General features: G+C 57.1%; 21 protein-coding genes. 12 read left to right on the top strand and 9 right to left on the bottom strand.

From position 1 onward, the window contains the following. Window positions 1–18: 18 nt before the first annotated feature. From Q1K29_RS07555 to Q1K29_RS07505, 11 genes are all read left to right on the top strand, one after another. The gene (locus Q1K29_RS07555; protein ID WP_300392824.1) at window positions 19–792 is read left to right on the top strand and encodes an SDR family NAD(P)-dependent oxidoreductase; all 774 of its coding nucleotides are present in this window, start codon (window positions 19–21) and stop codon (window positions 790–792) included. Beyond that, complete coding sequence (locus Q1K29_RS07550) at window positions 792–2,216, top strand: aldehyde dehydrogenase family protein (RefSeq protein ID WP_300392822.1); 1,425 nt, start codon at window positions 792–794, stop codon at window positions 2,214–2,216. The genes Q1K29_RS07555 and Q1K29_RS07550 overlap by 1 nt, the downstream gene beginning before the upstream one ends. 57 nt (window positions 2,217–2,273) lie before the next feature. Beyond that, window positions 2,274–3,944: an AMP-binding protein gene (locus Q1K29_RS07545; protein ID WP_197020228.1), complete on the top strand. Its 1,671-nt coding sequence runs from the start codon at window positions 2,274–2,276 to the stop codon at window positions 3,942–3,944. Window positions 3,945–4,033: 89 nt separating this feature from the next. Then, a complete protein-coding gene (locus tag Q1K29_RS07540; RefSeq protein ID WP_175354394.1) occupies window positions 4,034–5,095 on the top strand; it encodes an AraC family transcriptional regulator in 1,062 nt (353 codons plus the stop codon). Window positions 5,096–5,261: 166 nt separating this feature from the next. Further along, on the top strand, window positions 5,262–6,050 hold the full coding sequence (locus Q1K29_RS07535) for an enoyl-CoA hydratase/isomerase family protein (RefSeq protein ID WP_065382685.1): 789 nt from the start codon (window positions 5,262–5,264) through the stop codon (window positions 6,048–6,050). A gap of 27 nt (window positions 6,051–6,077) precedes the next feature. Then, window positions 6,078–7,334: a thiolase family protein gene (locus tag Q1K29_RS07530; protein WP_233348651.1), complete on the top strand. Its 1,257-nt coding sequence runs from the start codon at window positions 6,078–6,080 to the stop codon at window positions 7,332–7,334. Continuing rightward, on the top strand, window positions 7,331–8,488 hold the full coding sequence (locus Q1K29_RS07525) for an acyl-CoA dehydrogenase family protein (RefSeq protein WP_051599724.1): 1,158 nt from the start codon (window positions 7,331–7,333) through the stop codon (window positions 8,486–8,488). Before Q1K29_RS07530 ends, Q1K29_RS07525 begins: the two co-directional genes overlap by 4 nt. 6 nt (window positions 8,489–8,494) lie before the next feature. Then, complete coding sequence (locus tag Q1K29_RS07520) at window positions 8,495–9,601, top strand: CaiB/BaiF CoA-transferase family protein (protein ID WP_300267832.1); 1,107 nt, start codon at window positions 8,495–8,497, stop codon at window positions 9,599–9,601. Between the two features lie 158 nt (window positions 9,602–9,759). Further along, the gene (locus tag Q1K29_RS07515) at window positions 9,760–11,925 is read left to right on the top strand and encodes a PQQ-dependent dehydrogenase, methanol/ethanol family (protein ID WP_233350862.1); all 2,166 of its coding nucleotides are present in this window, start codon (window positions 9,760–9,762) and stop codon (window positions 11,923–11,925) included. A gap of 53 nt (window positions 11,926–11,978) precedes the next feature. After that, complete coding sequence (locus tag Q1K29_RS07510) at window positions 11,979–13,601, top strand: hypothetical protein (RefSeq protein ID WP_139068737.1); 1,623 nt, start codon at window positions 11,979–11,981, stop codon at window positions 13,599–13,601. Between the two features lie 438 nt (window positions 13,602–14,039). Then, complete coding sequence (locus Q1K29_RS07505) at window positions 14,040–14,765, top strand: hypothetical protein (RefSeq protein ID WP_290483271.1); 726 nt, start codon at window positions 14,040–14,042, stop codon at window positions 14,763–14,765. A 129-nt stretch (window positions 14,766–14,894) separates the two neighbouring features. Here Q1K29_RS07505 and Q1K29_RS07500 read toward each other — a convergent pair whose 3' ends face one another. From Q1K29_RS07500 to Q1K29_RS07460, 9 genes are all read right to left on the bottom strand, one after another. After that, window positions 14,895–15,974, bottom strand: coding sequence for a nucleotidyl transferase AbiEii/AbiGii toxin family protein (locus Q1K29_RS07500; protein ID WP_155843532.1), 1,080 nt, complete (start codon window positions 15,972–15,974; stop codon window positions 14,895–14,897). After that, window positions 15,935–16,528 (bottom strand): DUF6088 family protein, encoded by a 594-nt coding sequence (locus Q1K29_RS07495; RefSeq protein ID WP_045693911.1) that lies wholly within the window; start codon window positions 16,526–16,528, stop codon window positions 15,935–15,937. The genes Q1K29_RS07500 and Q1K29_RS07495 overlap by 40 nt, the downstream gene beginning before the upstream one ends. A 502-nt stretch (window positions 16,529–17,030) precedes the next feature. Beyond that, window positions 17,031–17,318, bottom strand: a complete 288-nt coding sequence (locus Q1K29_RS07490) for a hypothetical protein (protein ID WP_300392808.1) — start codon at window positions 17,316–17,318, stop codon at window positions 17,031–17,033. A 24-nt stretch (window positions 17,319–17,342) separates the two neighbouring features. Next, window positions 17,343–17,480 carry a hypothetical protein gene (locus tag Q1K29_RS07485; protein WP_300392806.1) on the bottom strand — a complete coding sequence of 46 codons (138 nt, stop codon included), beginning with the start codon at window positions 17,478–17,480 and terminating at the stop codon, window positions 17,343–17,345. Window positions 17,481–17,509: 29 nt separating this feature from the next. Then, a complete protein-coding gene (locus Q1K29_RS07480; RefSeq protein WP_300392803.1) occupies window positions 17,510–20,206 on the bottom strand; it encodes a cation-transporting P-type ATPase in 2,697 nt (898 codons plus the stop codon). Window positions 20,207–20,208: 2 nt separating this feature from the next. Next, window positions 20,209–21,921 carry an alpha/beta fold hydrolase gene (locus tag Q1K29_RS07475; protein ID WP_300392800.1) on the bottom strand — a complete coding sequence of 571 codons (1,713 nt, stop codon included), beginning with the start codon at window positions 21,919–21,921 and terminating at the stop codon, window positions 20,209–20,211. A gap of 120 nt (window positions 21,922–22,041) precedes the next feature. Then, on the bottom strand, window positions 22,042–22,398 hold the full coding sequence (locus Q1K29_RS07470) for a hypothetical protein (protein ID WP_300392797.1): 357 nt from the start codon (window positions 22,396–22,398) through the stop codon (window positions 22,042–22,044). Between the two features lie 271 nt (window positions 22,399–22,669). Then, a complete protein-coding gene (locus Q1K29_RS07465) occupies window positions 22,670–23,164 on the bottom strand; it encodes an Hsp20/alpha crystallin family protein (protein WP_300392794.1) in 495 nt (164 codons plus the stop codon). Window positions 23,165–23,592: 428 nt separating this feature from the next. Then, complete coding sequence (locus Q1K29_RS07460) at window positions 23,593–24,381, bottom strand: helix-turn-helix domain-containing protein (protein ID WP_300392791.1); 789 nt, start codon at window positions 24,379–24,381, stop codon at window positions 23,593–23,595. Between the two features lie 149 nt (window positions 24,382–24,530). On the opposite strand from Q1K29_RS07460, the gene Q1K29_RS07455 reads away from it, so the two are divergent. Beyond that, window positions 24,531–24,917: a hypothetical protein gene (locus Q1K29_RS07455; protein WP_300392788.1), complete on the top strand. Its 387-nt coding sequence runs from the start codon at window positions 24,531–24,533 to the stop codon at window positions 24,915–24,917. The last annotated feature ends 15 nt before the right edge of the window (window positions 24,918–24,932 follow it).

Below are 24,932 nucleotides of genomic sequence, written 5' to 3'. Positions count from 1 at the left end.
GGTCAGGAGCTTGCGAACATGAAACTCGATGGAAAAGTCGCTGTGGTTACAGGTGGCGCCTCTGGACTAGGCGCTGCTGCGGCACGCAGTTTTGTTGAGCAGGGCGCACGCGTCGCGCTCTTCGATCTGAGCGAAGTCGCAGGAAACGCGCTCTGTGGCGAACTTGGAAACAAGGTCTGCCAGTTCTTCAAGGTCGATGTGACCGATGATCAATCGGTTGCGGAGGCGGTGACAAATACCGTCGAGAAATTCGGGACCATTCAGATTGCTGTCAACGCGGCAGGCATTCCGGCACCGACCAAAATTCTCGACCGGGACGGCAAACCTTGTCAACTCGACAAGTTCACCAAGGTGGTCATGGTCAACCTCGTCGGCACATTCAACGTCATGAGTAAATGCGTTGCCGTCATGGCGAGGAACGCGCCAGACGATCTGGGCGAGCGGGGAGTCGTTATCAATGTGTCATCCGGTGCCGCCTATGAAGGGCAAATAGGTCAGGCCGGCTATTCAGCGTCCAAGGCGGGTGTGATCGGTATGAACATGCCGGCGGCGCGGGAACTCGGAGCCGTCGGCGTCCGTGTCAACGCGATCGCACCGGGGCTGTTTTTGACACAGATGGTGAAGAGTCTGGGTGAGAAGGTGGTCGCTTCACTGGTCGACACTGTCGAGGCGCCACGCCGCGCCGGAGACCCCATGGAATTTGCACACGCATGCCAGTTCATCGTCGAGAATGGATACTTGAATGGTGAAACAATTCGCCTCGATGCGGCAACACGTTTGAGGGCGAGATAGTGGGGATTGAAACCGGCATCACCGAGCTTGAGAGGATATTCACCCTGCAGCGTTCCCTCACGCGAGAGCAGGTGTCCCGCAGCTATGAAACCCGGATGGACCTGCTGGCTCGTCTTGGGAAAATGTTCGAGACGCATGAAGACGAACTCATTAACGCGGTTAGGGCTGATTTCGGAATACGCAGCCGGTATGAAACCATCCTGACAGACATCATGCTGGTTCTGTCGGATGTGAAATTTGCACGGCGCCATTTAAAACACTGGATGAAGCCGCGCAGTGTCAAAACTGACACGTTTGGATTGCCGGGATCTTCGCGGCTAATTCCGCAACCCCTTGGTGTCGTCGGCATTCTCGGAACCTGGAACTATCCCTATGGCACAGTATTCGCCGGTGCGGCGGGTGCGTTGGCGGCTGGCAACCGGATTATTGCCAAGCCAAGTGAAATTTCGGCTCATTCAGCTGAAATTTCGCAGCGTCTTGTTCGCAAGTATTTTTCAGAAGAAGAGATAGCAGTGGTAATCGGCGGCCCGGATGTCGCGCAGCAGATGACGTCTCTTCCATTCGATCATATTCTCTTCACCGGTTCGCCCAATACAGGTAAAAAAGTCGCCCAGTCGGCCGCAGCCAATTTGACACCTGTGACGCTTGAGCTTGGCGGCAAGTGCCCCATTATCATTGATAAAAGTGCTCATTTTCCAGAAGTCGCGCAGAGCCTTGTTTTCGGCAAGCTCCTCAACGCAGGACAAACGTGCATCGGTGTCGACTACGCATTCGTTCCAGAAGGGAGTGTAGAAGACTTTGTGTCAGCGCTCGCCAGGCAGGTGCACAAGTGTTTTGGCGAGATCGAAGCCAATCAGGACTATACAAGCATTATAAATCACCGGCAGTTTGACCGTTTGCGGGGACTGGTTGAAGACGCCCGCGCAAAAGGTGCCGGAGTGACCAATCTCGCAGGCAGTGGCGATGGCATGTTCGAGGCTGCTCATCGAATAGCCCCGCTGGCTGTGACCAATGTTGCAAGCGATATGGGGCTGATGCAGGAAGAGATTTTCGGGCCGATTCTGCCGATCCTGACCTATCGTACGGAAGACGAAGTAATCGAGTACATCAATGCTGGCGAGCGGCCACTGGCACTTTACTATTTCGGTAAAGACAGTGCAGGTCGACGAAAAATCCTTGGCGAAACCCATGCTGGCGGCGTGACCCTGAACGGCACGGTGATGCACGTCTTCCAGCGCCGTCTTCCATTTGGCGGCATCGGGCAAAGCGGGATCGGATCCTATTTGGGGCCGGGAAGTTTCGAGCGGTTCAGTCATTTGAAGCCGGTGTTCTCACAATCGAAGATCAGTGTGCTTAGCCAATTGCTGCCTCCCTATTCTTCGAAGACGGGCTGGTTGCTGAATCTATTTAAAAAGCTGCTTTAAATCGATCCTGTACGCAGCAATCTTAGGGTGGTGTAGACAAAAGGGAGGACAGTCTCTGTGTTCGGAATTTTCTCAAAAAAGCGCAATGACCGTGAACTGATGCCTGTTGACGTCGCTCCAAGTTCTGCTGCAGCATTGGTTTCGACAGAAGGCGGGCGGGTAAATTACAGCCGTGTCATGCAAGGGCTCGCGGAATCCTTCGGAGATCGTGAGGCGATTGTGAATCTTGAGCGTGGCCGCCGGCTGAGTTTTCGTGACTATCACATCATAACCAATCAGATTGCACATATTCTCAATGGAAACCTGAATCTCGGCGCGGGCGACCGATATGTCTGTATGCTGCAAAATGACAATCTCTCCCTGTTCCATTGGGGGTCAGCTGCAAAAGCTTATGCAACATGTTGTCATGCCAACTACCTCGACAGCCTGGAAACGCATCTTGGCCAGATCGACATCGTCAAGCCCAAAGTCGCATTCATCGAGAATGACCTCCTAGCCTCCCATGCTGGCCCGCTTACCGAACGCGGCATTCAGATTGTTGTGATGGATGCTCTGGTCAAGCCATATTCAGGCGTGTTGGCCCTTCCCGATCTTTTGGCGAACGCGTCGACAGAGAACACAGATATTGAAATCGATGATCGAACGCACGTCGTGCTCATGCGCTTTACAGGAGGCACGACTGGTGACAGCAAGTGCGCGAAGTATTCAATCGACAACATTCTGGGGTGCCGCGATAGTTTCCTGACACTTCCAGACCCGGATTTCTTCGATGGCTGCCGCATGCTGCATATAGCTCCCATTAGCCATGGCAGCGGTATGATGCTTTTGCCGGTTCTGTTCAGCGGTGGTTGCACGGTAACAATGAACGAGCCCAGTCTGGAGAACTGGTGCCGCTATATCCAGCAAGAGAAGATTTCTCACGCCTTCATCGTACCGACTCTGGCGTACCGCCTTTTGGAAATGCCCGAAGCACGAGAGTATGACCTATCCTCATTGCGCACGGTGTTGTATGGCGCGGCCCCCATGAGCCCGGCCAAGGCCAAGCTCCTGGTTGAGCGATTCGGTTCAATATTCACACAAGTGTACGGCTCCACGGAACATCTGGCGGCAACCCTCTGCCTGAGCAAGAAAGATCATATCGTGGACGCTGAGACTGAAGGCCGACTCGCGTCCGCGGGTCGACGCTCAACCGGGATCGAACTGTCGGTTTGCGATGATGACGGTAATCCAGTTCCTGTAGGCGAACTCGGCGAGTTCTATTTGCGATCGCGCTCAACCTGTCTTGGCTATGAAGGCAATCCAGAGAAGACGAAGGAGGAATTCGTCAACGGATACTGGAAGTCAGGGGATATCGGATATACGGACGAAAACGGATATTGCTACCTGGTTGATCGGAAGAAGGACATGATCATCACGGGTGGTTTCAATGTCTATGCGACTGAGGTTGAGGCCGCAGTCAACTCCCATCCTGGCGTTTTGATGTCAGCGGTTGTCGGTGTTCCCCACGAAGAATGGGGCGAGGCTGTACATGCGGAAGTCATCCTTAACGACTCTGTTGAGGTGGCCGAATCTGACCTGATTGCCTATGTAAAAGAGCAGATCGGATCTTTCAAAACACCAAAATCCGTGTTGTTCGTGGAGGAACTGCCTCTGAGCGTCGTTGGTAAGGTGTTGCGAAAGGATGTACGTAAGAAATACTGGGGCGGCCAGGTCCGCAGTATTGGCTGAAGCGTGTACAATCCTGTTCAAAAATTGGACAAACCGTCATGAACCGATAAAGCTTGTCATCGAAGACGGTCGTACAGGACAATCGATATTTGAACCACACATCATCAGGTAAGGCGCAACCAGAATTGAGTGAGACGCGGTCAGTCATTGCATCCTGGCTCATACAGATTGTGGCCATATTGGACGAATTTGACTTTTCCATTGATGTACCAGATCTACTGCGGCGTGCGGAAGTTGATCCTGATATTCTCCAGGACCCGAATGCCAGGGTGCGGTCTAGACGATTCAGTCGCTTCATTGAGCTCATCGTAGAGGCGACAGGTGATGAGACGATCGGGCTGAAGCTGGCCGAGCGAAATACGCCCGGCTCAATGCATGCGCTTGGGTATTCATTGTTCTCAAGCCGAACGCTGGAAACATTCTTCCACCGGTTTGATCGTTTTTTCAGGCTAATTTCTCATTCTGCTGAGACAAGGTCTGAAATCAGGAAGGGGTGCCTCATTCATTCCATTGAACTCAAGGAAGACGTGCCGCCGGTCCGCCAGGATGTTTTTTTGGCGACGGTGCTTCGCTTCGTCAGAATGGTTTACCGAGCGGACTATTCTCCTGTTTTGGTAAGAATGCGTCGTCCGAAACCTGGTAAGGTCGCGATGGATGAATTTGATGCCTTTTTCTGTTGTCCGATCGAATATGGTCACGACAGTCTAGAGCTGCATGTGGCCGAGAAGGACTATACGCGCGTGCTGCGCGGCGCGAATTCCGACATTGTTCGAAGGAATGACCAGATTGCGATGGAATACATTGCCCGGTTCGATGAACAACAAATTATTCCGCGGATCCGGGCGGCGATTGTCGAAATGCTACCGGATGGAGCTGTCTCCCTGGAGTCGGTTTCAAGAGAGCTAAATACAAGTAACCGAAGTCTTCAGCGCCAATTGCAGGATGAGGGCACAACCTTCAACACCGTGCTCGACGATGTTCGCCAGCATCTCGCTATCGGCTATTTGCGGACAGGTCGTCGGTCCATCAAGGAGATATCGTATCTGTTGGGATACAAGGACCCCAGCAATTTCTCCCGTGCGTTTCGCCGGTTAACGGGGCAGTCCCCGCAGGAATTCCTCGAGAATGAGCGCCAGCTGGACGATAGCTGACATCGCTAGAGCTCTGCATTGCCTTGGGCGGCTCGACTGACGACGCTTTGGCGCACGGTGACATGCGTCTGATGTTCAATAAGTTTTCTGGCCCGATAAAGTGAAGCCTCATCTGGAACGGGCCAAGTTTTGGAGCGAACGCGGCCCAATGCTTGGAATTGGACAATTGTCGTTTGAAACCCTGAAATTTGAGGCGGAAGATTCGTGTGCACGAATTACCCTGACGCGTCCGAGCAGCATGAATGCACTGTCCGCTCTAATGGTGAATGAACTTGCGCAATGTGTGAAAGATGTTGCCGAGCGCGATGAGATTCGAGTGCTGACTATCACTGGGAGCGGGCGCGCCTTTTGCTGCGGTGCTGACCTGAAGGGCGTTTTGGGGGAAGTTCAGGCTGGTGACAATACCGGGTTTCTTGGCTTCCTTCGCGACATTCAGAACGTGTTTTTGGCTATTCGTGCTTTGCCGAAGCCGACAATTGCAGCGCTCAATGGATTGACTTTGGCCGGCGGACTGGAGCTAGCCATGACCTGCGATGTCGTGATGGCGGCGCGCAGTGCGCGGCTGGGCGACGCCCATTCCAATTTTGGTGTTCTGCCGGGCGGCGGGGGATCTCTCTTGCCGAGGTATGTTGGCGAAAAGAAAGCGAATTATCTCCTATTCTCCGGCGATCATTGGTCGGCGGAAGCGTTTCGTGAAGCCGGATTTGTAAGCCAAGTTGTTGAGGATGACGACTTGTCATCGGTTGCAGAGGCGCTTGCTGCAAAGCTGGCGGAGAAAAGCCCGCTTGTACTTCAGCGTATGAAGGAGATGGTTGCCGGAAGCGCACACTTGTCCGCGCGCGAAGCCATCGCGTTGGAAATGCGCCATCTCGAAGCGCATGCAAAATCCGCTGACTTCCTCGAAGGGCTTTCAGCCTTCAGTGAGAAACGAACACCGAAATATTCAGGCCAGTAGCGGCCATCTGTAGATGGGGAGAGAGTCTTGTCGGATAGTAAGATTTATATTGTAGGCGTCGGCATGACGCATTTCGGGCGGCATCTGGAAGCAAGTATTTCTGAATTGCTGGACACCGCCATTTTGCGTGCGGCGGATGATGCAGGCTGCACCAAGGCCGCCGTGGAGGCAGTTTACCATTCCAGTGCGACCCAAGGGTTCTTGCAGGGACAAACCTTTGTTCCTGGCCAGGTTGCGCTCAGCAAGATCGGGCTGACAGGTATTCCCGCATTCAATATTGAAAACGCCTGTGCGTCCAGTTCATCCTCCTTTCACCTTGCTGTTCAGGCGCTTAAGGCTGGTATGCAGGACGTTGTCCTGGCGGCGGGTGTCGAGAAAATGAACGTGCCTGACAAGGCGAGGATGTTCGCTGTGTTCGATGGCGGTTGGGATGTTGAGACACCTGAGGAGAATGCCAAAAGGCTTCTCCAGTTGGGCGAAGGTGTTGCCGAACCGGAGGGATCGGAATCTGAACGCCCTTATAGCGTATTCATGAAAATCTACGCAGCGTTCGGCCGGAACCATATGAAGCGCTATGGCACGACTCAGCGCCAGATTGCTGCGATAGCCGCGAAAAATCATCAGCATTCAGAGCACAATGAGTATTCGCAATACCGTCAGCCTTACACGATTGATGAAATTCTTTCAGCACCTCCCATCACTTACCCTTTGACGCTGCCAATGTGCTCACCGATCTCGGATGGTGCTGCAGCGGTCATCCTTTGCAATGAGGAAGGCTTGAGGAAGATTGGTGCCACTACGTCACGAGCCGTCCAGGTTATGGCCAGCGCCGTTGCAAGTGGAAACCCCGCGCGCAGCGCCGATGCACCGGAACGCCATGTTGCGCGAATTGCCGCTGAGAGGGCGTATGAAATGGCCTGCCTTTCACCAGAAGACATGGACGTTGCCGAGGTGCACGATGCAACCGCGATTGGTGAGTTGATGCACGCCGAGAACTTGATGTTAGTTCCGATCGGTGAAGCAGGCCCGGCAGCGGAACGCGGGGACTTCACGATTGGCGGCTCAATCCCGATCAATCCGTCTGGCGGGCTGGAGTCCAAAGGCCACCCCATCGGCGCAACCGGGCTGGGGCAAATTCATGAGCTTGTCACCCAATTACGCGGCGAAGCTGGAAAGCGCCAGGTTGATGGTGCCCGACACGCTATCCACGAAAACAGCGGCGGCCTAATTGGCATTGAGGAGGGTGTTGCTGTGGTCAACATTTTCAAGAGGGCAAATGCATGATTGGGGGATTAGATATTTTCTTTGACAAGGCTGAGCTCGCCGCAATCGAAAGCCTGCGTCGCTATCTTGATGAGCAGCTGGAGCCGGAACTGGCTGCGCATGGGGAAGACTTCGTTCCAAAGGACAAAATGCAAAGCTGGACGCAAAAGCTGGCAGAATTTGGTCTCGTCAACGCCCCACAGCCGGAATCTGCCGGCGGGCTGGGGTTGTCCTGGAAGCTGCACGTTCAACTAATTGAAGAGCTTGCCTATAGTTCGGGAGACTTGGCGATAGCCGCACTTGTTAATGGCAGCGCAGCGTCGATGCTGGTCAAACTCGCGCCGGAGCACATCAAGACACGTTACCTGCCTAGATTGTTGGCGGGGGAACTTTTTGCGTCTGTCGGCATTTCCGAGCCGGATGTCGGTTCGGATGTCGCGGCGGCGAAAACCAGGGCTGTGCGAGATGGTGACCATTGGGTGATTTCTGGTGAGAAAACATGGATCACCAATGGTGAGTACTCAGATTTTTTCATCTGCACCTGCCGAACTGGCGAGAACGAACTGACCCATATCCTGCTCGATCGCAATGAGCATCCTTATGAAGTCCGCGGTATTCCAAAGATCGCGCTCAATCGACAATCAACATCACAGGTTTTTCTCGATGATGTGCGCGTTCCGGTCGAGAATACTATCGGTGAAATAGGCTCGGGTCTGAAGAACACGCTCACCCTGTTCGAACGCGCGCGAGTTCACGTCGGGTCGTGGGGCTATGGCATGGCGCGGCGCGCGCTTGATGAGTCAATAAAATATGCAATCGACCGTTCGCAGCATGGCAAACCAATTGCCGGCCACCAGCTCATTGCAGAAAAGTTAGCTGTAATGGCCACAGAGATCGATGCAGCGCGCCTGTTGTCTTTGCGCGCAGCGGGCATGATTGACGCCGGACAGCGCTGCGACAAGGAGTGCGCAATGGCAAAATGGTACGGTACCGAAATCGCTGTCAGTGCAACGCGCCAGGCAGTACAGATTCACGGCGGTAATGGCGTCACGAAGGAGTTCATTGTCGAGCGCCTCGCCCGCGAAGCGATGATCGCACCCATTCCGGATGGAACGACTGAGATCCAGAAACTCCTTATCGGGCGGAGCCTGACGGGCGTCTCGGCGTTCAGGTGACGTCCCGTGTCTAAAGGGCCTCTGCAGGGCATTCGGATTGTCGAAATCGAGGGCATTGGGCCGGCGCCCTTTTGTGGCATGCATCTGGCCGATCTGGGCGCGGATGTCGTTCTCATAGAGCGAAAGACCAAGGGCTCCGATCCGGGATCGACTTTGCCTGTCGGCATTCTGAAAAGAGGCAAGCGCTCGATCGCTCTGGACCTGAAAGACTCTGAAGACCGCGCGGTCGCGCTGGATCTGATTGCGACGGCGGACGCCCTGATCGAGGGCATGCGGCCGGGAGTGATGGAACGCCTGGGCCTTGGTCCGGAAGTTTGTCTGGGGCGGAACCCACAGCTTGTCTTTGGTCGCATGACGGGCTGGGGGCAGGCGGGACCGCTCGCCCAGGCGGCTGGACATGATATCAATTATGTATCCGTCAGTTCAGCTGCCTGGTTTGCAAGCCCAACTGGAACGCGATCACTGCCGCCACCAGGCTTGGTCGGGGACATTGGCGGCGGTGCGAACTATCTGACGATTGGCATTCTCGCGGGCATTCTAAAGGCCAGAGCCACCGGTGAGGGCGATGTGATTGATGCAGCGATTGTCGATGGGTCGGCGCATATGATGAACCTCATCTTCGATTTGCTGCCCAGCGGCATGATGCAAGCCGAGCGCGGGCGCGGCTTTCTGGATGATTCCCCTTGGTACAGTTCCTATCGCTGTGCAGACGGGCGTGACATCACGCTTGGCGCGCTAGAACCGAAATTTTACGCAGAACTTCTACAGCGCCTCGGTCTTGCAGGCGATCCCGACTTCGAAGACCAGTATGATCGTGATAGCTGGTCGAAGCAGTCAGAGAAGTTTCGTGCTCTTTTCGCAACCGAACCATCTGCATACTGGCAAGACTTACTAGAGGGGACCGATGCATGCTTTGGCCTTGTGGAAAGTCCGATCAGTGCACCTTTGCACCCTCATAATCTGGCGCGCGGAATCTTTGAAAACAGCCAGGGTTATGTTCAGGCTGTTCCGGCCCCGCGTTTCCAATCGAACGTGCAGGCAATCCCCGGTCCAGCACCTGAGCATGGTCAGCACCAGCAAGAGCTGCTCAAGGAGTTGAAAACCCGCAACTAGATCCGTTGCAAGTAGGTGTCCCAGGCTTTGTCGCTGGCACAAAATGACGGAACATTGGCGTTGCGCGGGGCTTGAGAAACTTCGCCGTTCCAGTGCAATCTTGCTTGGTATGAGAAAAAATCCAGAACCTCATCCACTGGGGTGTCCGGGAGGACAAAATGAACGGCAAAAAAATGCCCGCTACAGCGCTGAAAGTCATTCTGACGGGCGCTACGATCGGTCTTCTGGCTGCCTGTGGAGGGGCGGTCGACTCTGGCGACGCTTCCACACAAGCCTCCCAGGGGATCAATGAGGAACGTTTGCTCAATGCCGCAGGCGAACCACATAACTGGCTTACTCATGGTGGCACGTTTTCAGAAACGCGGTTTAGCGCGCTTGACGCCATTAATCTGGAAACAATCGACCAGCTGGATCTTGCCTGGGCGGCACCGCTTGGCAGCTATCGTGGCGTAGAGGCAACCCCGATCATTGTTGATGGTGTCATGTACACTACGGGTTCGTGGAGCGAAGTGCTGGCGCTTAATGCTGCCACAGGAGAAATTCTTTGGCGCTACGATCCGGAGGTTCCCCGATCAAAGGGCGCACATGCTTGTTGCGATGTCGTCAATCGCGGCGTGGCTGTCTATAACGACAAGGTCATATTCGGGTCGCTGGATGGTCGTCTGATCGCTCTTGATTCAAAGTCAGGCGAACAGATCTGGGAGACCCGTACTGTACCGCTCGAAGAACCCTATACGATCACAGGGGCGCCTCGCATTGTGAAAGGCAAGGTCATCATCGGAAATGGCGGTGGTGAGTTCGGCGTTCGCGGATTTGTTGCAGCCTATGATGCTGAAACAGGTGAACAGGCCTGGAAGTTCTACACTGTGCCGGGAAATCCGGATAATGGATTCGAAAACGAAGCCATCGAGATGGCTGCTGAGACCTGGACAGGCGAATGGTGGAAGCTGGGCGGTGGCGGGACTGTCTGGGACAGCATGGCATTCGATCCTGAACTGGACCTCCTCTATATCGGCGTTGGAAACGGCTCGCCCTGGAATCAGAAAGTACGAAGCCCGGACGGCGGCGACAATCTGTTCCTGTCATCAATCGTCGCGTTACGTCCAGACACAGGAGAATATGTCTGGCACTATCAGACGACGCCGGGCGAAACTTGGGACTACACAGCTACGCAGAATATCATTCTAGCTGATCTTGAGATCGAGGGAGAGCTTCGTCAGGTGCTGATGCAAGCGCCGAAAAACGGCTTCTTTTATGTCATCGACCGAATAAGCGGCGAACTTATTTCCGCAGAGCCATTTGTTCCCATTAACTGGGCCACACATATCGATATGGAGACCGGGCGTCCTGTTGAAAACCCCGAGGCGCGCTATCTGTCTGGTGGACCTGCGCTCGTCAAACCCAGCCCATTTGGTGCCCACAACTGGCACCCCATGTCATTCAATCCGGAAACAGGGCTGGTATATATTCCCGCACAAGATGTTCCTTTCCTCTATTCCGATCAGATCGAGGGCGAGATTGCCCGCTTTGACCGAGACGCATTCAATATCGGTGTCAGCCTGACAGACGCATTACCGGAAACAGAAGAAGCACGTCGCACACTTCTGCGCCAACTTGTCCAAGCACATCTTGCTGCCTGGGATCCGGTAGCTCAGAAAGAAGTCTGGCGTGTTCAGCATGAGCGAATGTGGAATGGAGGTACGCTGACAACGTCTGGAGATCTGGTATTCCAAGGCACGACGAGCGGCGTTTTCAATGCTTACAACGCCAAAACAGGCGAAGAACTGTGGTCGTATCCGGTTGGTGTCGCAATGGTCGGTGGACCTGTGGCGTATGAGGTCAATGGCGAGCAGTATGTTGCTGTATCAGCTGGTTGGGGCAGTGGTGCCAATTTGCTCGCCGGCTTCTATGTCGGGCAGACAGGAGGCCCGGTTGAAGGCCATGTACTTGCCTTCAAACTTGGCGGAGAGGGCGAGCTAAACGTCGCCGCGCTTCCGCAGAAGGCAACGCCTGAGCCAGCGCGACAGCCGCATTCGGCTGAAGCGGTTGTACGGGGCACAGACCTCTACGGTCGATTCTGCGGTGTCTGCCATGGCGGCGCGGCCATTTCGTCCGGAACGCTCCCCGATCTGAGGCAGTCAGCGACTCTCGGGATAGACACTTTTGATGCTTTCCTCCTTCAAGGGGCCGGCGAAGCGATTGGCATGCCCAACTTCGCCGGCCGCCTAAGCCAACAGGAAGTCGATGATATTGAGGATTTCATCCTCTCTCGAGCCTGGATGGCGTTTCAAGACGAGCAACAGTCGACGTCTCAAGCTGAATAGTATTCTGACAATTCGCTAAACCAGTACAAATCTGTCACTCTGGGAGACAACAAATGAAACCTCATATCGCTGCTGCTGCAGTCGCAATCGTAGCCGTGCTTGGTGCATGCTCCACTATCCCAGTCTTTGATGCGTCGGGTCCGGAGTTTCCTCCAATGAACCCAAATCTGGTGGACAGCGAGCTTGCCACCACGCATTTTAATCCGGCTCAACAGGATTCCCTTCCGTTTGCTGGGCCGGTCGGTATTCACGAGATTGATGATGAGGGTATTCAAAGGGTCCCGGCAGGGTTGGTGAACCTCACGCTTATGCAATTACCAACTTATCCTTCAGGTGAGCAGGTGGCCATCTCCGCCAACAATAATCGTATCTCCAAAATCCTGATTAGCGATGGCAAGTTTCAACTGATCAATGCTCTGCCTGTGGAAGGTCAACCCTTCATGTCTGTCGAGGATGCTGAACGTATCGCCGTCGAAATGGATAGTACGGCCTCAGAAGCTGAACTGCTTGGCTATCTCAATCGGAACTATCCACGTTATGTTGAGCGGGTCGTCGCCAGAGCAGCAATCTATAATGTCGTCGACCGCAATGGTGACTTCTACACTGTCGTCAACAACGATGTCGTCGTTTATGGTGATGCCGAACCCGGCAATCCGCTGTCACCACTGGTGGAAAAGCGCCGCTTTCAGCTGCCGCGCGAATATTTCAATCCAACACTGGAAGACCCTGATGCTGTGTTCGGATTGAATCTGACTTATGATGGCATGCTGGCGCTGGTGACGATGGGCGGCGTTGTCGTCATCGTAGACCGAAATTTTGAACAGGCACCGATCATTCATGAGTTGGCTGACGATGAGCAGGTTACGAACTCGATCGCCATTGATGAGGGTGGTGGCATTTATGTTCTCTCAAATAGGAGGCTCCATAAACTGGTTTGGGACGGGGAAACACTTCACTCTAGAGGGTATGGCGCGTGGTCATCAGAATACGATTCCTTCACCGGCAAACTTGGCGGCGTGAGTCTCGGCAACGGATCAGGCTCTACGCCCTCACTTATGGGCTTCGGAGACGAGGAAGACAAACTTGTTGTCATCACGGACGGAGAGTTGATTATGAATGTCGTCGCCTTCTGGCGCGACGATATTCCAGAGGATTTCGTCCAGAAGCCAGGGACCAAATCGCGTCGAATTGCCGACCAGATTCAGGTTAGTTTCGGAAAGTCTGACCTTGAGCGCGCCCAGTCTGAGCAATCCGTTGCGGTATATGGCTACGGTGCCTTGGTGGTAAACAACACATTGCCATCGCCATTGCCAACAATGCTGGAGAATGTTGTCATGTCTGGTAGACTACGCAAAGGACCGACGGGTGCTGAAAAGTTTGAATGGGACGTTGAAGCTGACCGCTGGGTGCGTGCCTGGGCAAATCCCACTGTATCGAGCCCATCAACCGTCCCCATGATTTCTGGCGGCGCCCAACAGGTCTATGTCAATGGTTTCGTAGACGGAAAATGGGAGGTCACAGGTCTTGATTGGGAGACGGGTGAAGCCGTTACACGGCTTCGCCTTGGTGATAGCCACATTTACAATGGCGCTTACTCTGTCATTCACCTCCTGCCGGGCGGCGATATCGTTCTTGGAGGATTGCTGGGCATGATGCGGATATCGGTCGAGCGCTAGGTGTTGACTTTAGTATGATGTGTTGAGTTTCGGCGCTCTGTGCATTGTAGTTAGCGGTGAAATCTAGTTCTATAGATCAAGCTTGATTTGGCAGGGAGTACAATCCGCGTTAACTATGGCTATCGGTGCCGGTGAGCGGCGTCGAACTCAAGCGGTCTACAAAACTGTGGACCAAAATCAGACCGAACTGAGGACCAAGAATCGATTACACCTCCCGTAAGTGATTGAAAAATATGGATAAAAAATATGGAATGTGGCACGTCACTCGCGCCAAACTAAACTATATAAGCCGTTGATTTGCAAGCGGAAAAAACCCGACGATCTGTGCTGCTTCGGGTTAGGCGCGACATTCGGGGTTCGAACCTTGAACACCTCGAATAGGCATCCCGCGCTTTCGTCGTTAGCCTGTTTGGTAACAAGCCTGACGATGAATATGCGATGACGTTTCTGCTCCAGCCCGTGAAGAATGATGAGCGTGCACTTGCCGGTGCGCCCATGATTGGCGCGGCTCAGAAACTTCTGGCGTATCTGGCCGAACATGATGCGATCGGCCTGACGAAGGGCAAGGCGTTTCAGCGCAAGTTCGTGCACTGGGCGGCTGCCGAGTTCGCCTGGCCGGGCTGGGAAGAGGACAAGCTGTTCCTCGTCAATAAGGTGCTGAATGAGGACGATTTTCCGCCGCTCGAAGCTCTGCATTTCCTTCTGCTGAAACTCGAGCTGATCCGGCATTACAAGCTGACCTGTCGGCTCACCAAGGCGGGCAGGGACATTGCTGACAAGCCCGGCGATCTCTTCAACCTGATCGCGCCATTCTGGTTGTTCGAAGTCGATCATGCCGCTTCGTCGCGGATGCCCGAGCCGAGGCTTGGCAACTGGGATGTGTTTCTCGGTGTGCTGAATACGGAGGCGGTGCCAGGCGTGACATGCGGCGTGCTTCGTGAAATCCTTTACGGTCCGCCGGACGCCGGACAGCCCTATGACCGCTTGCCGGGAATGATCTGGTCACAAATGCTTCAGCCGCTGTGCTGGATGGGGTTGCTGGCCGAGACAATGTCAGACGATCGACAGCATTTCGCAGATCGCGTCTACAGCACCACCGGTCTTTGGTCCGAGGCCTTCTTGTTCCCGTTTGATGACCAGGTCGGTTTGGTGACGCTGCATTGACGTCATCGCTTCGAGCACTTGAAGCCGCGCCCGTCGGGTGTCGCACAATGGGTATTTCGTGACCCATTCAAAACTTTAATGGGTCACGAAGGGGGCGGCGAAAGTCTTTGGCCGGGCAGTTTCGGCCTGTCAGGCGATACTGTTGGGAGGAGCCTCGATGGAATTGATCTCCGCTTCGAGCACTGCGATCGTTTCCAGAATGGCGTCGAATGGCTCGGGCGCATCGAACAGCATTTCAGCCATTTGCGCATAGTCAGATCGAAGTGCGGCCTCAAGTTCAGGCGCTGGCGCGAGTCTGAGCGTTGGCGGTCGGGCCGTCTCATAATTTGCCCAGGCCGCCCGGAAGAAGACGGATTTGTGGAGCGCCACAGCTTCAAGAAGCGCCAGATCGCTCAGGGCCTGAGGCCTTGTTTTGGATCGGGCGAGTTGCGCGAGGTCGTAATAGTGACGCGACATCCTCTCACCGAGCGGCCTCGCCGCATCCCGGTGCGCCAACATGTGAAGGATGGTCGCCTTTTCCCAGAATGTCCGGGCAGCTGACAAGGTCTTCACCGATACGCCTGGCTCTGAGAACAGGTCCGGAAACTGTTCGTTCACAAAGGGAAAGATGTCCCGCTGCTCTGCCGGTAGGTGATCCGAGCGTGCGCCGAATTCGAGGCGAACGAACGAACGCACATAGGGCAGGGCGGCTGTCGCAGGCAGGCTTTCCGGATAGGTGAAGATCAGCGTTTGCGGGTCATCATCTGAAGTTTTCAGAAGGACCGGTTTGCCAAGCGCTTCGCTCATCGCTTCTGACAGAGCGGCTTTGACCGAACCGCCGACTGCCTCAATGGCGCAGGCTTCGAGTTCGTCGAGCAAGGCCTTTCGGGTCTTATTGCTTGTCGCGTTGGCCGGGTCGCGCTCACCGGTGAAACCGAGATCATGGCGGTCAAGGCTGAGATCGATGTCTTCGGAGAAGCGGCGGATCAGGCCATAGGCTTTCGAAAGAGACGTGCCGCCTTTGAAGATCAGGCCGGGAATCCTATCGCCAAGTGAGAAAGCGCGCTTGATCGTCCAGCAGACCCAGAAGTCTTTCTCGACAATGGCGGCTTGCACGCCCATCCGCGCAGCCGTCTCCTGAAAGACCTCCGCGCGGATGGTTGCGGTTTCCTGCGCGAAACCATCCACTGTCAGGCCGCCGCGATCTGCTGAACCACCGGGCGCATCCATCCTGGTGCCTGAAGGGCATCTTTAACGAGGGCGCGGCGGGTGTCGGCGTCAATCGTCCTGGAGAGGCGCGCTACGACGCTTGCATCCACCCCATCCTTGCCGAGATAGCGCAGCGCCTGGAACACTGCACCGGTCGGTTTGCCAGCGCCGACAAGGTTCCTGGCGGCGGCGTTGCGCATGATGATGGTCTGCGCCCCGATCTGCTTCGTGCGGCTTGGTCCATCTGTCAGATAGACAGCCTTCGCCGGAACCTGTGTGGTCAGGCCGAGCATGTTCGCCGCGCGCGCCGGCGAGACCTGGACGACGCGTCCATCCTTTCGGGCGATGGCGGCGGCGACAGCATCAGGATCGGGCGACAGGCGGCCCAGACGAGGACTCGTCTTCGGGTAGTCATAAATGCCCCGGGCGAGTCGACGGATCACGCCCTGATCGGTCAGTCGCGACAGCGTCTGATCGACAGAGGCGCGCGAGCCGAGATCAAGGAAATCCGCGGGGGTAAAGACAGCCCCGCGTCCCTTGCCGATGATGCGGCGTTTGATCTTGTCGATGGCCATAGCCGGCTCCTTTATGTCAGAAAATAGGGCAAGTATTTCTGACAGTCAAGGGGCTGATTGGTGTGTGGTTCGCCACATGGTAATGTAGGCTTGGGGCGCGTGAAAGCTAAACGGCGAGAGGACCGCGATCCGGCGCGTGCGTCGGTCAGGGGGCTGGTAGCTTGAGGTATGTTTCAAACCCTCGGACAAGGCGCGCTTCTGTCCGATGAAATGTAACTTGCCGAGCTTTGTGTTGAGCGTCCCGCTACTTAAGCCCAGTCCGGCAGTGCTGAGGTCAGGGCGAACTGGAGCCGACACCGTAATTCGGCTACGCTCAGGCCGTGCACCGGAATCGTGTCAACTGCAACGATACGTCATGCGTGCATCATTCAATTTGCCTACGGAATGATATTGCCGGAATCGGCGACGGTAGTTTTCCACAGGCTTTTTGCAAGGTATTGATTCAATACAAAAATTGCAGTTCTTTCATCATCGAGTGGGAATAGGAATAAACTCCAGGTTCTCAGCGCGAGCGTAGATTCGGATTTTCTCGACCGGGTAGCGAGAAGAGCCTGTGGGGCCTGGGATGCGAAAGCCGGTGACCATTTTCATCCATCAGCTTCAGAACCGGCGCTTTCTCTATGATGTTGATCGGGGCCGGCCACACTGTCGGCACGGTCAGCGCGTCTGGAGTCTCCCAGACAACGATACGCACTTCCGCACAGTAGCCATGACCGAGGTTGGAGCAGGCCGGGACCGGATGGGTGAAGCGGATACTGACCTGCTGCCCCGTCCCGATATCCTGCCTCAATGGCACCCGCAAGGCCTGTGCCGATCAGCGCGCCGAGCGGGAGGAGACTTGATCCTGGCGCTTTGCAAGCCCAACAAGCTCCAGAGTTCCGCTGGCGTCCAGCGGACCATCTGCGATCTCGGTCACGAGGTCGATATTCTCGCGCGCGGTCAGGTTGGGCATAGACCTTGAAGACGGTGCTGCGTGCCCGACTATACGGCCTTTACCTCAGCCAGACGTCTGGTCCCAAGAATGCTTTTCGATAGTTCCGACATGGCAAGGAGCGCGACAGACGCGATTGCGATGACGAGCCAGTCCTCTCCCGACAGGGCGGCCGTGTGGAGGAAGGTTTGCAGGAATGGAGAATAGATCGCCGCAAGGTGCACCAGCAGCGTGCCTGCGACGGCGGCAAGCAGCCATTTGTTGCTCCATGGGGTGAGCGACCAGATGGGCTGCGACAGCGCACGGAATGAGAAGACGTTGACCTTCTGTACGATCACTATGACCGTGAGAGCCAGGGTCCGCGCTTCTGCCTCGGCGGTTGGGTTCATCATGAGGCGCCAGTGAAACGCGGCTACAGCCGCGGCGCCGATGGTGAGCGCGACCGCGATCATGTGGGTCAGCGCATTCAGGTCGATGAGCGGGGTTTCGCGCGGTTCGGGCAGCCGTTTCATGACATCGCGTCCGGCCGCGTCGGTGCTGAGCGCCAGAGCCGTCGGCCCGTCGGTGACGAGGTTCATCCAGAGGATCTGGATCGGCAGCAAGATGAGTGGGCCGCCAATCAGGAGATTGGCAATGATAGCAACCAGTTCACCCAAGTTTGACGCCAGCAGATAGCGCACGAATTTGCGGATATTGTCACGCTGGCGCCGCCCCTGTTCGACGGCGGTGACGATGGTCGCGAAGTTATCATCGGCGAGAACCAGGTCGGAGGCGTCCCGGGCAGCATCGGTGCCACGAAGTCCCATGGCGATGCCGATGTCCGCCTGGTTGAGGGCAGGCGCATCATTGGCGCCATCGCCTGTCATCGCAACCACCTCGCCGGCACCCTGGAGGAGGGAGACAATACGGATCTTGTCCTCCGGGGAGGTGCGCGCAAAGACGGCACCATCGACCAGGAGACGTGAGAGCTCTCGGTCGCTCATGCCAGCCATGGTCGTGCCTTCAATGGCGGGCGCCTCGGGCAGGCCGATCTGCGAGGCGATCGCGCGCGCTGTTTCGGCTGAATCCCCGGTGATCATGATAACCTTGATGCCGGCGGTGCGGGTGGCGGCGATGGCTGCTCTGGTTTCAGAGCGCGGCGGGTCGTAGAGGCCGATGAGGCCCAGGAATTCAAGCTCGCGCTCGGCATCGTCGGCGGAGAGAGAGGTTTCGTCTGTCAGGCTGCGGCGTGCGACGGCGATGATGCGCAATCCTTCCTGCGACAGGCGGGCAGCGGCCGCGGTCACCGCCCGCCGGTGATCTTCCGACAGGGCCTCACGCCGGCCATCGACCAGAATGCTGGAGCAGAGCGGGAGGACCATCTCGCTGGCGCCCTTTGTGTGAAGCAGCCGAGGTTCGCTTGCCAGCACGACGGACATCCGCTTGCGTTCGGACGTGAAAGCCGCCTCGAAGCAGCGGGCGCGGTGTGCGGTCACGTCCAGTCCGGCCTGGCGGGCGAGAGCGAGAAGGGCTGTCTCGGTCGGCTGGCCCTTGAAATCCGTGGTGTCTGCCTCGCTGTCCAGACGGGCATTGTTGCAGGCTGCTGCTGAGTGCAGCATGGCCTGCAGACCGGGTTGGTCCAGCGCGTGCACCGGTTGCCCGTCGAGGATGAAACGCGCCGGGCCCAGCTTGTCTTCAGTTTCTACAATGACGTCTGCTCCGGGTATCCACATATGGCGGGCCACCATGTCATTCCGGGTCAGCGTGCCCGTCTTGTCGGTGCAGATTGTGGTTGTCGCACCGAGCGTCTCGGCAGCCTGTAACAGGCGCAGAAGGGCCTTGCGCCGGGCGAGCGCGCGGGCCCCGAGCGCGAGCGTCACGGTAATGGCGGCGGGAAGGCCTTCCGGAACCATGGCGACGGCGACCGAAATGCCCGCCATCAGGGACTGGGCAAGCGGCCAGCCGCTCGACCAGCCCATGGTGCCGACGAAGATCGCTGCGGCAATCGCGCCGACGCCAAGCTGCGCAGCGAGCCGGGTGATCTTACGCTGCAAGGGTGTTGCCCCCGGATCGGCCTGGGCGGTGAGTTCCGCGATCCGGCCAAGTTCGCTTGAGCGGCCGGTCGCGACCACTACTCCTCGGCCATGACCGGCCGAAATGAGTGTGCCCGAAGAAAGGAGGGATGCCCGTTCATATAGGGCGGCGCCAGCGGCTACGGGCGCGACCTGTTTCGCGACGGGGATGGATTCGCCGGTCAGTGCGGATTCGTCTGCTCGCAGGTCGCTGGCCTCGGCAATTCTCAGATCTGCCGGCACTCTGTCACCCGCCCTCAGCAGCACAACGTCTCCAGGGACGAGTTTGGCGGAGGATATCTGCTGCTGCTTCCCGCCCCGGACCACTTCGCAGACCGGCGCGAGCATCTTATGCAGGCCCTCGATCGCATTTTGCGCCTGCCATTCCTGGATGACACCCAGAATGGCATTGAAAGCGATGATGACGAGGATCGCCGCTGCATCGATCACCTCGCCGACAAGGAGTGACAGGCCTGCGGCCAGCAGCAGGATGAGGACCAGCGCGCTTGTGAACTGGCGCAGCACCAGCATGATCAGAGAGCGGCTCGCCGCCGCCGAGATTTCGTTCGGACCGCAGTCTGAAAGCCGCTGTCCTGCCTCGGCAAGCGACAGTCCGTCCGCTATGCTGGTGTTTAGCCGCGAAGCGACGTCGGCGGCTTCCAGAGCATGCCAGTCAGAGATCGGGGCGGGCTGCAATACTACCGGTCCAGAACATAAGTGCCCGGAGCATCCCGCAGGACCGGATAGCCTGCCCGTGCATAGCCAAGACGAGCCGGAGCCTTGCGCGGTTCGCCGCTCCGCTCGATGAGCCAGTCGCGCCAACTTGTCCACCAGGATCCCTGGCGATGAGCAGCGGCCGCCTGCCACGCTTCAGGACTGAGATAATGTTCATGGGCGATACGATGGCCGACCAGGTGGTCGCGGCGCGGATGGCCGGGTTCGGTAACGATACCGGCATTGTGGCCTCCGTCTGCAAGGATGAAGGTGACGTCTGTGCGGGCGAGGCGGGTGATCTTGAAGACTGACTTCCAGGGGGCGACGTGATCGCGTGTTGTTCCGACGGCCAGGACAGGTGCGCGGATATCCGAGATGGAGACCACCCGGCCGTCGACCCTGTAGCGGCTGAGGGCGAGCTGGTTTTCCAGATATAGACCGCGCAGATAGTCGCGCATCATGCCGCAGGGCATGCGGGTGGCGTCCTCATTCCAGGCGAGCAGATCGAAGGTCTTGGGGGCCTCGCCGAGCAGGTATCGCCTGACCGCGGTATCCCACACCTGCGTTTCCGAGCGCAGCATCTTGAACCCGTCACTCATGAAGCGGGCAGGCATGATGCCTTCGAGCTCCATCATGTCTTCAAGGAAGGTCACCTGCGCTTCGTCGACGAACAGGCGGATGTCGCCCGGCTCGCTGAAATCGGTCTGGGCAGCCAAGAGGGAGACCGTTGCCAGACTGTCATCGCCGTCGCGGGCCATCCGCGCCGCCTGGATCGACAGCAGCGTTCCCCCGAGGCAGTAGCCGCAGGCATGGATTCGTGGCTCCTTCGTGATGGTCCTGACCGCATCCAGCGCGTCGCGGATGCCCAGATCGAGATAGTCGTTCAGCCGGAAGTGACCATCTTCGGGACGGGGGTTCTTCCAGGAAACCATGAAGACCTGGAACCCTTCGCCGACCAGCCACCGGACCAGCGAGTTGTGCGGCGACAGATCCAGGATGTAGTATTTCATGATCCAGGCCGGGACGATCAGCAGCGGTTCGCGCTGGACAGTTTCGGTCTGCGGGACGTACTGGATGAGTTCGATGAGATCGTTCTGATAAACAATTTTACCCGGCGTGACGGCGAGGTCCTTGCCGACGACGAATCCCTCGCTCGGCGGCTGCGGCCTACCGCCGATTTCGCGGCGCAGATCATCCAGCCAGTTCTGCCAGCCTCTCTGCAGATTAGTCCCGGACTGTTCGAGCGTTCGGTGAATGACTTCGGGATTGAGCAGCGCAAAGTTCGCAGGCGAGAGAGCGTCCAGCATCAGGTCCGCCCAGAAGGCAGTCTGTTCGTTGGACCAGGTATTGAGGCCCCGAGACGGCGAGGTAGCGTCATGCCACCAGTCCCGCATGCCGAGCCAGCCCTGAGCGAGAATGTCGAACGGGAAGGCTGTCCAGGCGGGATCCTGGAACCGGGCGCCGGCGGGTGCCTGGTCTGGGACGTATCCGGTGAACCGCCACGCTGCATAAGCTTGCAGCTGCAGCGCGGCGTCGGCGGCCTTGTTGGCAAGGTCCATGCGCCGACCCGGTGACTGGGCGAGATGAACCGACCAGTCATGCACGGCAGCAAGGCCAGTGAGGACCGGGGCTCCGGCGCTATATCGGGTCGCCGCGCCGCGAAAGAGGCGGTCGATCCAGGCGAAGCCGGTGGCCATGCTGTCCCCCGAGGAGGCACAGGAGGATGAGGCTGAATGTGGCGGGCTCGTGACCGACCGTTCGACGTCTGTCGCGACGTTCCTGGGCGTGCTTTCGAACCGGGCCGTATCGGGCATGACTTATTGGGCGGAAGCGAGATTGATGGCCAGGACGCGGTCATACTCATTCGCATAATCGTGAACGGTATCACTGGCGGCCCTGGCCACTGCAGAGATAAAATCCTCGGAGGTCCGGCACTTTGCAATAGCGTCGATCGTCTCGAGGTTCTTGCGAATCCTGTATGACGCGAAGCGTGTCAGATCCTGGCTGGTCGATATCCAGTGCTCGAGGTTCAGCGCGCCTTGCCGGAAGGCCTGCATCGTGTCGAAGCCTGGCAGCGGCGCCGTGCGGGTGTCAGCATTCGACGAGCGGGTTTCCACTTTGCTACTGTCGGGTCTGTCTTTCTTCGTCGTTGTCTTGGTCTGCGTGTCGTCCATGGTGGTCTCCTTCTAGTCCGGCTTGCCATGAAGCCTTGTGAAGTCCGGCACCGCTGCCGACTTGCCCAGCTTCATCAGAACATCTGAACTCCTGCGACCGATATGATGCAAATCAAACCGCTCAGGCGGATGCGCTGTTTCGGCCTCATGGAAACGTCCGCGTATCCAGAGTGCCTCATGACCACGGATGGCGCGAGGAACATCGCTTCCGGTCTGGCTTGCAAGCGCAATAGTGTGCAGAAGGCCGTCACGCCGGGAGGCGCTGAAAGCCTCAACGCGTCTTGACCTTGATCTTCCGGGTCTTCTGCTTGGTTTCGGCTGATTTCGGCAGCCTGATCTTCAGGACACCGTTCTCGAGTTCTGCTTCAACCTTGTCGGCGCTGACCTCGCAGGGCAGCGTGACCTGCCGATGGAATGAGCCATAGGACCGTTCCATACGGTGAAAGTTCTTTTCTTCGGTCGTGGTCTCTTCTTCCCGGTGTCCGGTTATCTGCAGTAAGTCTCCCACGAGCTTGATATCGACGTTCTGCGGGTCCACGCCCGGCACGTCCAGGGTGACATCTATCGCATTGTCCGTCTCGCTCAGATCGAGACTGCCAAAGGCTTCAGACAGTAGGCCGTCGCCATTGCTCCGGAGCATCGGGCCAAAATACTGGTTGAAGACCTGATCCATCTCCGAGCGAAGCCGCGCAAATGGGCTCTCGCCGGGATATCCGGCAACCGGTACGCGGCTGGCGGTGGGGCGCGATTTCTCGATATTTGGCACGTTCGTCTCCATGGCTTGGGGTTTCTGATGTCCTTTTGCCTATTCCTGCATCCCATCCCGGGCCTTGACGGCGATCAAAAGCGAACCTGTCCAGCCCGAGCGAGCCTGAGCGCAGAACACCAGGTGGCGACGGGCCTAGAAACGGTACGGGCGGAGAGGGGCCTTACGCCAGAAAGACGCGCGCAGACATATCGTAAGCTGGGTGAGCATGCAGCGAAAGCCGCATCGGCTGGCGTCAGCATCATTGCCGATGCTACATTCGGCGTCAGTTCCGCCCTTGAGACGCTGACCCGTGTGATAGGCGCGTCCTGCCATGCGCCTGGCCCGGAGATCGGGACGCGGGGAGGATGCCTCCGACGCCGATATCAGTGTGACGATCGAACAGGTCGAGCCGTGTAACCTCGGTGACGAATGGCAAGTCCTTGACGCTAGCTGTAAGGTTGAGACCGTTGTTGGGAAAATTCTGCAGGCAGCGGCCCAGCCGTGAAAGCAGCCGGTTCCACCCGCTTCAACGCCATGGCACAAGGCAGGTACCTGCCAGCTGTCTCCGCCTCACCGGCCAGCTGCGCCAGCACTGGCCAGTTGAGCACCTTGAACCGGTCGGGTTTTGGAAGATCGATGACTCCCAGTTTCTTGAGCCGATGGAGCATGCGGCTGACCGTTTCAAAGGTCAGGCCGAGATAGTCGGCGATATCATACCGGCTCATGCGGATGACGATGTAGGAATGCCTGACGTCAGCAGGGGCTTTTTGTAGGAGGAAACAGATGAAAGAGGCTGTGCGCTCCATGGCCGATTTCCTGCCCAGCATCACGGCCTGCTCCTGAGAAGCCGTAAGCGTGTCGGTCAGATGCCGGAAAACCCCCCGGCGAAAATCAGGATGGTCCTGGAAGGTGCGGTCGAACCATGGCCGGTCATAGACTTCAGCGGACACTTCGGTGATCGCCTCTGCATTGTGAGAATATAGGTCTGCGAAATCCAGCGCGAGCAGGTCTCCCCTTGTGGCGAACCGGTGAATTTGTCGACGGCCATCGGCCAGCAGCCGGAAAACGATGACGACTCCCGCCGTGATCTGGAACACTAATCGTGCGGGGTCGCCTTCCAGATATAGAGATTGATGCGGTCTGTATCGCGCCTCGCGTTTGTCCGCCTCTTCGCAAAGGCAAAATTCAGTCAGGAACTCCTCTGTACGCATGGTTTTATCTCCTGCAGTCCACACCCCTAATGAATGTGTGGGTTCCTGCCGAATTGGTTAATACGTAGAACTACGCGGCTAATACTAGTGTGCGCGAATCTTGATCTTTCTCAAGGCCGTCCACTTTTGCCCGGCCATGATTCCTTCCGGATACCAGAGGAGGGTCCAAGGACATGACGAAGGCAAATAATCAATCGACCGCCGTGGTGCACAATGCGCTCACCGAGACGCTGAAAAATCTCGGCGCGCTGACAGAGCATACGGGAGAGCAGGTGCAGCACACGATGATGGCCGCATCTGCCGCGCTTATACAGGCGGCTACGACCTTGTTGGAAGAGGCGAAAAAGCAATCGGTGGAAATCGCCCAGGGCGCGCAGAAGGAAATCAAGGAGCATCCTGTAGCGACGGCTGCCTCGGTTGTTGTGGCCAGCGCGGCGATCATCGGCTTGCTGAGCACACTGCATGCGCGCCACGAAGAGCAGGAGCACGAAGAAGAGGCGGGTGGGACGGCTGACGAGGGCGGCCACTCGAAAAAAGGCAAGCACAAGAAGGCCGCCTGAACCCAGGTCCGGACG

The organism is Henriciella sp., from assembly GCF_029937755.1.
Lineage (GTDB): Bacteria > Pseudomonadota > Alphaproteobacteria > Caulobacterales > Hyphomonadaceae > Henriciella.
This window is presented reverse-complemented; position numbering and strand designations above follow the sequence as displayed.